Genomic DNA, 8,012 nt, shown 5'->3' with positions numbered 1-8,012 from the left:
CGATGCAGCACACAGGGAGAATTCTCATGCAGACGTTCGTATTCAGCGCAGACGCGCACGTGGTTGAGCCGCCGACCCTGTTTCTGGATGGCCTGCCCGCCTCGCTGAAAGATCATGCCATCCACGCCCGCAAGGAAGGTGATTTCCTGATTACGGGCACAAAGGACAAAACGATCTACAGGCTGCGTGTCGGCGCCAAGGGGGAAAAGGAACTCGGCGACCGTGAGCGCCGGGGCGTGCGGGAAATACCCGGCCGTATCCTCGACATGGAACTCGACGGCATCAATGCCGAAATCGTTTTCCCGTCTCTTGGTCTGTGGCTCTATTGTCTGGACGATGCAGAGGCCGAAGCAGCCTCCTGCAAAGTTTACAATGACTGGAACAACACTTATTTCGCCGGAAATCTGGACAGGTTTGTCCGCTGCGGTGTCCTGCCTGTCCAGGACTTCTCAAACACGCTTGAGGAAATGAAGCGCCTCGCAAAGCTTGGCTTCACGGCTGCCATGCTGCCAGCGGTCACCCCGCCTGGTATCCCCAAGTACAATGACGAAGCCTGGGACCCTGTCTTTGCGCTCGGAGGCGAGCTGGGAATCGTCTTTGTGCTTCATACTGGTACCGGCCTTGAGACCGTCGTCCATGAGCGTGGCCCCGGAGCGGCCGTTATCAACTATTCAAACCAGATGTCGGATGCGATCAACTCTTGCCAGTATCTCGTGGCCGGCGGCGTACTTGATCGCAATCCAGAAGCCAGGGTCGCCTTCATCGAGAGCGGCGCAAGCTGGCTTTCAGCCATCGCCGAGCGCATGGATGAAGTTTATGTCGCACACCACATGTTCGTGCGCCCGAAACTGTCAATGATGCCGAGCGAAATCATCAAGCGGCAGGTCTTTGTGTCTTTCCAGCATGACCGGGCCTGCATCGCACACCGCAAGGAAATCGGGGTAGAAAACTATATGTGGGCATCCGACTATCCGCACGCAGAGGGCACATTCCCCAAATCGAAGGACATTGTCGACGGTCTCTTTGCCGGGATCGATATTACGGACCGTGAAAAACGCCTTATCCTGGGCGGCAATGCGGCGCGGCTCTTCCGGCTCGACCATCCTGCCGTGGCGGATCTTGTCACGGCTTGATCCAGCGCCTGCCCGTCTCCTCCGACGCAGCGCTTAACCCTGCAGGCTCCGGCGGTAACGCCGGGGCCGTTTTTTTATTCACAGAGCTGCCTTCCCGCGCATCACCGACCGTGCGGCCATGGCCGCGGCCACGGCGCCGATCGCAAGGCCGGCGGTCATTGTCACAAGCGAATACCGGATCGCCTCTTCTCCGAACGAGATGGTGTATGCATCACTCAGGACGCCAACGACCATGGTGCCGAGACCGACCCCCGCCAGGATGATGAACAGGTTGAAGACAGCGCTGATCGTGGCGCGCATCTCAACCGGCACAAGTGAGAATACAAGAGCCAGGGTCGGTGGCACCCAGAGCGTCATGAAAAATTTGAGTCCGACGAAACAGACAAGCGCAAGGCGGGCATCGGGCAGCAGCGCAAAACCGAGGGCGAACGGAATGGCTGCCAGAAGTCCCGCCGCCGAAAGCCACCCATTGAATCTGGGATTGTCCTTGCCGTATTTGTCGCCAAGCCAGCCGGCAAGCAGGTTTCCGGCGACAAGCCCGATCAGGATCGCATATCCGAGGAGCGCCAGTTCCGATTTTTCGAATCCATGCACACGCTGGAGAAAAGAGGGGCCCCACATCAGGTAGCCAAATCCGGCCATCGGGACGGCGATGCTCAGCAGTCCCACCCAGCGCAGCGCGGGTATTGCGGACATGATCCGCAGCGCCTGCAGAATCGGGACTGTCTGGTGCGCCTGGCCAGAGCCGATCTTCCCGCCCTTCCGGCGCGGCTCCCATACATAAATCGCAACGATGATGGCGAGAAGGACACCCGGCAGACCCATGACCAGAAACACACTTCTCCAGGGCAGGAAAGACGCCAGCCATGCGGCCACGATCACGCCGAACGAAAGCCCGACCGAACTGGCGGCCTGCATCACGCCGATGACCAGCACCCGCCGCTCAGGCGGGAAGATCTCCGTCAGCAGAGACATTGAGGCCGGGCCGGAACCGGATTCTCCGACCGCCACGGTCATCCGGGCCATCGCCATCTGCCAGGCATTGCCAACGAAGCCGCAGGCCGCCGTCGCGAGGCTCCAGAGCCCCAGACACGCGCCGATGACAAGGGGCCGGTCTCCCTTATCCGCAAGTCTGGCAATGGGGAGCGCCACGAGCGCATAGATAACCCCGAATACCAGGCCACTGATCAGACCCAGAACGGTATCGTTGATCACCAGATCGGCCTTGATGTCTTCCATCAGTACCGTGAACACCTGCCGGTCGAAATAGTTGACCACGGCGACCAGTGCCAATAGCCAGAGCGAAACCTGCCGCTTGAGAGCGAAGCCATCTGAAGCCATTACAGTGTACCTTTACGGATAACATGTTCGAGGAGGTCTGACACGCCATGCGCCTGCAGCGCGCCGGCAAGCGTATCCCGCGTTCGGAGTCTGGCTTCGGGCAAATGGCCGTAACCGCCAAAGGCATATGCCTTCATGTGGGCATCCCACTGATCGAGGACGAACAATGCATAATCGCGCGCCGCCCGGGCCCGATCCATTCGAATCCCCCTGGCCTCCAGACCGTCGAGATATCGGGTGATCAGGGCAACTTCATGCGTTTGCCGCATTGCCTCGGGAAGCGCAGACATGAGGAAATAGGCAACATCCCGCAGGCCATGCCCCCGGAAGATAACCTGCCAGTCAAAGAAACCGGCACTGCCATCGGGCGCGCCAAAGGTATTCCCCAGATGTGAGTCCCCGTGCAGCACGGTCGGCGTCAGGGTTTCCCAATAGTCGTAAACGGCAAGATCATTTTCCCCCCAGAGGGTCAGGAGGCGGCGCAGCTCATCGGGAAGGGATCTGCCAAGGTCCATGTCCAGATACCGCCGCCGCGCCTCGAGATAAGACTGGCGGTGCCATTTGCGTCCGAACTTCTTTGTACGCGGACGCACCCAGGCCATGTCGCCTGCAAACCGGTTTGTATCCCAGTATGTGGCATGGAGAAGCGCGAGCGCGTCCATGACCGCCCCGGCATGTTCGATTGAACAGGTATGGTGGGCCCAGTAGGGTGTCAGGCCGCGTGTTTCGAGATCCTCCATGATCAGCAGAAAGCGGCCGCCGGGATAGTAGGCGGCATGGTAGGCCCGGGGCGCGATACGGGCCACTTCGCTTTGTAACTGGGTGTAAAAGCGCATTTCATTCTCTGCCATGTGCAGCAGCGCCAGCGTTTCACGAAGATAGGACCCGCGGGGCGTGGCTTTTGCGAAGGCATAAGCGGGCAGCTTAGCGCCCTGCCCTGCTTCATTCCAGGTCAGCTTCCAGCGGCGGCGGTCCGTCATGCCGTCATGGCCATCGACGATTTCTGCCTTCGTGAGCCTTGCCCCTTCCACGCCCGCCGCGATAACCTGCTCCAGGAAGCCGGAACTGACCTGTTCTGCCGTATACGGCGCATTGATTTTGAGGCCGTCAGCATGGGCAAGCGCCATGTCGGCCTGCTCGAGGGCATCAAGTGAAAATTCTACGAGCGCGTCGGACCGGTCCAGTTGCATGGGTTCCCTCAAAGACAAAGGAGGCGGGACCAGAAGGTCCCGCCCCGGAGGTGATTACCAGGAGAGGTTTGGGCGCATTACTCCGCGCCAAAGCGATAACTTGCCGTGACGCCATAAGTTGCCGGTTCGCGGAAGCGTCCACTCACATATCCGAAGTTTCCGAGGTAAAGCCCGGTCAGCTTTGAGCGGTCGTCCAGAATATTCCGTCCCCAGAGTGAGACATCCCAGCCATTTTCGAAGGACAGGCCGAGGCGGGCATTGAGGACATCACTCGCCGGCGCGGTGATGGCCTCCTGCAAGGCAGGCGTTGACGCCGGTGCACTCGGCGCCAGCTCGTTATTGTAGTAGGAGTCACGCCAGGCATAGTCGATGCGCGCCATGAATTTGGCAAAGGAGAGCGGGCGTTCATATGTCGCGGCGAGTGCAAACTCGGATTCCGGGACACCAATAATCCGCCGGTCCGATACATCCTGCCCGGCATCGACATATTCATCATAGCTTGTGTCAATGACGGCGGCGCTGCCCTGCAGAGTCCAGCCTTCCGCAGGAATAACGGTCGCTTCCAGTTCAAGGCCGGTATTTGTCATTTCCGCCGCATTCTGGACGACCGTCGCGTTTCCGGAGCCGACGACCACGATGATGGAGCGTTGCGCGTCCTTTACCTTGTTGGTGAAGGCCGAGACATTGAACCGGACGCGATTGTCGGCCAGATCACCTTTGAAGCCCGCTTCGAATTCATCAACCGTTTCCGGATCGAAATCGAGATCAGCCGTGCCATTAAGACGAAGGTTCTGACCGCCCGACCGATAGCCATGGCTGAACTTTCCATAAACCAGGGTGTTTGCGGTCGGCTTGAAGTCCAGCCCGAAGGTATAGGACAGATCGTCATACGTATCCGAATAGGTCTCGGCACAGTTGGGCGGGGCCTGCCCTCCCGAACAGGAGACGAACACATCTGATCCGGCGATCGAATTCCCGTTGAAGGTGGTTATCCCCTTCTCGTCTTCAGAGTAGCGCAGGCCGACGGTGGCGCGCAGGCGATCGGTCAGGTCGTATGTACCCTGACCATATAGACCGATACTTTTTGTATCCACATCTCCGAAGAAGCGCAGGATGACAGGATTGGGCACAACCCGAAGATCGGTAAGGGTCGCATCAAAGCCAGTCTCTTCGAACCAGGTTCCACCCATGACATATTGCAGTCGATCATTCATTCCCTGCCCGGCATACTGGGCCTCGAAGGATGTCTGGCTGAGATCGAGCACCGTGGTCGTGATGTGAAGCGAGTCGCCCGCCCCAGCCGGAAAGGCAAAGCCGTCGAGATCCGTGCGGGTCCGGCTGGAAATCCGGCGGTCCCCGGCAACCAGCTTCAGGGTGCCCGGGCCGATATCCCAGTTCAGAACACCGCTATAAGTCTGGGCCGTGGCAGTGAGGAAGGGATCCCCATCCAGGGCCACGCTGTCACCGCCAGAAGAATTAACGACGTCTGTATAGCCCGGCACGGCAACCGGGATCGGACCGACCGGCGGCACCGGGCTGATCCCGGCAAGGAATGCTCCAGTCAGGCCGGTCCCGAAGATCGTGCCGTATCCCGGGCCGTTCATGTCTTCATCATACACCTCTGCACTCAGGATGAGCTCCACATCGTCATGCGGGGCGATCAGGACTTTCAGGCGCGCATTGGTTATGTCCCGGTCGTTGTATTCCTCACCACTGATCAGATCGGTGATGTAGCCGTCGCGATTGGACTGGCGCACGGCGGCGCGGACGGCGATCCTGTCGGTCACCACCGGCAGGTTGAGGACGCCTTCATATACCTGGGCGTTGAGGTTTCCGAGCGTGACAGAGCCTTTACCACTGATCGCCGAGGCGTCGGGCTTGGCCGAAGTGAAGACCAGCGCGCCGCCCGTCGTGTTCCGGCCGAACAGAGTTCCCTGCGGCCCTTTGAGAACCTGCACGGACTCCATGTCGAGCAGGTTGAAATTGAGACCGTAGGCGCGCGCCCAGTAGACATCATCCACATAGGTTCCGACGGAAGGATCCAGAGTGGCAAGCACATCGTTCTGCAACTGGCCGCGCAGGGAAAATACCAGTGCAGTAGAATTGCTGTTGGCCTCACGCGTGGTGAAACCTGGTGTGAAGGCCGCAATATCGGCGACTTCCACGACGCCTTTTTCGGCAAGCAGCTCTCCGGTAAAAGCCGTCACGGAGACCGGAACATCTTGCAGATTCTCCTCAACCTTCCGGGCCGTGACCGTCACGGTCCCCAGCCGGTTGGTCGCGTCCTCTGCCTCTGTCTCCTGCGCGCTGGCCGGCATGACAAACAGCGCCGCGCTGAGGGCGGCCATCGACACACCGAGCACGCTGAAACTGCCAATACCGTGAGCGTCAGGAAAGCCCAAGAATCGGCATGAATACTGTCGCTTTTTCGCCATTTTATTCCTCCCATGGGCCTTCGTAACGAGGCACCCGTCACTTGTATAACTAGGTGCACTGTGATTGACAAGCATATGACAGGAAAATGATTAATGCCGTCTGCGAGTGTGACTTTCCAGCATCAGCCAGAGCTGGGGAACGTCCGCCAGCGCGCGCAGGACGTCATTCAGATGCGTACATCCGAGCGTGCCGGGAAGTTCGGCCAGGACGGCCGACCGGAAGGAAATCAGCGGGCGTCCGATCAGCCGGTCTATATTCCCTGCCGCCGCGGGGCATTCTCTGTACGGCAGAACCCGCGGATCCGCGGAGAGGGCAACCAGGCGTGCACCTCGCGCATCGGCCTTCGCGGAGACGAGATACTCATGAATGGCGACGCGGGTTCCTGAGGGATCGGTTGCGCTGTCCTGAAAACCGGCTTCGATACGGATCCCATCGGCCTCAGGCCAGACATCGATCCAGCGGGCCCGCCGCATGCCCGCACCTTCCTGGAACTCCGATGAATGCCAGCCTTCAGGATCGTCAGGATGCGTCAGGGGGGAAACATAGGCGCTCGACTGAATATCCTGGCGCGGGCGTCCGTCTTCTGTGAGGGAAGAGGCCCCTGGCCGAAATCCGGCACAGATGCCTTCCATTCTGGGAAGGGGCCTTGCCTCGCCCTGCTTCAGGGACGGGTCCCGGCCGTCCGGCCATCTCGACCAGGCCCATCCTGCGACAAGGCTGGCCCCGGCAAAGTCATCCAGCAGCAGGTGGAGCGGTTCCCCCAGGCGGTCATTGACCGACAGCAGGGCCTCAATTGCGGCGCGCGACTGCCCGCCCGCACGCACGCCGACCAGTCTTTCAAGCCCGTTGAGACGAGGGTCGGATTTTATTGCAAGGATCTGCCGGGACGCTGAGGCGAGGAGTTCAAACCATCCCTGTCCGATAACAGCGCTTTCATTCAGGGCAGACCCTGTGACCAGATCCCGGGCGAGGCCCTGCATACGCATCGGTCCACCCCGCCCTTCCGGCCAGGACGTCTCGATGCTTGAAGTCCGGCGGATTGAATACGGCCGCCGGAAAGGCAAATGGCCCGCTGGCCGGTCAGGGGCCCGCCCGGATCCGGCCATCAGCGCGGCGCCATGCGGATCGCGCCGTCAAGCCGGATCGTCTGGCCATTGAAGTAGGAATTGCGAATGAGCTCGAGCACCAGTGATGCAAATTCTTCAGGCTTTCCAAGCCGTTTCGGAAAAGGAACGGACGCCGCCAGCGACTCAAGGACTTTTGCCGGGACACCCATCATCGGCGGTGTTGCCATGATGCCCGGCATGATGGAATTGACCCGGATACCCTCGCTCATGAGGTCACGGGCGACAGGCAGGACCAGGCCGTTCACACCGGCCTTCGACGATCCGTAGGCGGCCTGTCCCATCTGACCATCCTGGGCGGCGACAGACGCCGTCAGCGTGATCACGCCGCGCTCTCCGTCTTCATTGACCGGGTCCAGCGTGGCCATGCCCGCCGCCGTCATTGTGATGCAGCGAAACGAGCCAACCATGTTCAAAAGCACGTTGCGCTGGTATTCGTCGGTCGGAAACCGTACGATCTCACCGGTCTCCCGGTTTCGCGAGATGGTCTTTCGCGAAGATCCGCCGCCGGCGCAGCCGACGAAGATTCGTTCCTGGCCGTTGGCGGCCCGGGCGCGCGCGAATCCATCGAGACAGCTTTGCTCGTCCATGATGTTGACGTTGCAGAAGACAGCGCCTATTTCGCCCGCCACAGCGTCGCCGCGCTCAGCGTTCATGTCGAAGATCGCGACTCTCGCCCCGGCGGCGCGAAGCGCCTTCGCGGTTGCAAGGCCAAGACCGCTGGCGCCGCCCGATATGATCGCTGACGTTTGCTGCGTGATTTCCAAAGTGTTTCTCCGATACGGCTT

At 60.3% G+C, this 8,012-nt stretch carries 6 protein-coding genes; 1 reads left to right on the top strand and 5 read right to left on the bottom strand.

Annotation, left to right across the window (positions count from 1 at the left end):
* The first annotated feature begins 26 nt into the window (after positions 1–26).
* A complete protein-coding gene (locus BBF93_RS05050) occupies positions 27–1,133 on the top strand; it encodes an amidohydrolase family protein (RefSeq protein WP_162786420.1) in 1,107 nt (368 codons plus the stop codon).
* A gap of 78 nt (positions 1,134–1,211) precedes the next feature.
* On the opposite strand, the gene BBF93_RS05045 is transcribed toward BBF93_RS05050, so the two are convergent.
* The 5 genes from BBF93_RS05045 to BBF93_RS05025 form a co-directional block, all read right to left on the bottom strand.
* Entirely contained in the window at positions 1,212–2,474 is a 1,263-nt protein-coding gene (locus BBF93_RS05045) for an MFS transporter (protein WP_114105203.1), read from the bottom strand.
* Positions 2,474–3,664 carry a phosphotransferase gene (locus BBF93_RS05040; RefSeq protein ID WP_114105202.1) on the bottom strand — a complete coding sequence of 397 codons (1,191 nt, stop codon included), beginning with the start codon at positions 3,662–3,664 and terminating at the stop codon, positions 2,474–2,476. The genes BBF93_RS05045 and BBF93_RS05040 overlap by 1 nt, the downstream gene beginning before the upstream one ends.
* A gap of 77 nt (positions 3,665–3,741) precedes the next feature.
* Positions 3,742–6,099: a TonB-dependent receptor gene (locus tag BBF93_RS05035; RefSeq protein WP_162786419.1), complete on the bottom strand. Its 2,358-nt coding sequence runs from the start codon at positions 6,097–6,099 to the stop codon at positions 3,742–3,744.
* A 90-nt stretch (positions 6,100–6,189) separates the two neighbouring features.
* Positions 6,190–7,086 carry a DUF2889 domain-containing protein gene (locus BBF93_RS05030; protein ID WP_162786418.1) on the bottom strand — a complete coding sequence of 299 codons (897 nt, stop codon included), beginning with the start codon at positions 7,084–7,086 and terminating at the stop codon, positions 6,190–6,192.
* Positions 7,087–7,205: 119 nt separating this feature from the next.
* On the bottom strand, positions 7,206–7,991 hold the full coding sequence (locus BBF93_RS05025; RefSeq protein ID WP_114105199.1) for an SDR family oxidoreductase: 786 nt from the start codon (positions 7,989–7,991) through the stop codon (positions 7,206–7,208).
* Positions 7,992–8,012 lie beyond the last annotated feature (21 nt).

This window comes from Hyphomonas sp. CACIAM 19H1, from assembly GCF_003325995.1.
Classification (GTDB): domain Bacteria; phylum Pseudomonadota; class Alphaproteobacteria; order Caulobacterales; family Hyphomonadaceae; genus Hyphomonas; species Hyphomonas polymorpha.
This window is presented reverse-complemented; position numbering and strand designations above follow the sequence as displayed.

Excerpts from the sequence above, each read along its gene's own strand:
- BBF93_RS05050 (WP_162786420.1), top strand. The coding sequence starts at position 27 with ATGCAGACGTTCGTATTCAGCGCAGACGCGCACGTGGTTGAGCCGCCG.
- BBF93_RS05035 (WP_162786419.1), bottom strand. The coding sequence starts at position 6,099 with ATGGCGAAAAAGCGACAGTATTCATGCCGATTCTTGGGCTTTCCTGAC.
- BBF93_RS05045 (WP_114105203.1), bottom strand. The coding sequence starts at position 2,474 with ATGGCTTCAGATGGCTTCGCTCTCAAGCGGCAGGTTTCGCTCTGGCTA.
- BBF93_RS05030 (WP_162786418.1), bottom strand. The coding sequence starts at position 7,086 with ATGCGTATGCAGGGCCTCGCCCGGGATCTGGTCACAGGGTCTGCCCTG.
- BBF93_RS05040 (WP_114105202.1), bottom strand. The coding sequence starts at position 3,664 with ATGCAACTGGACCGGTCCGACGCGCTCGTAGAATTTTCACTTGATGCC.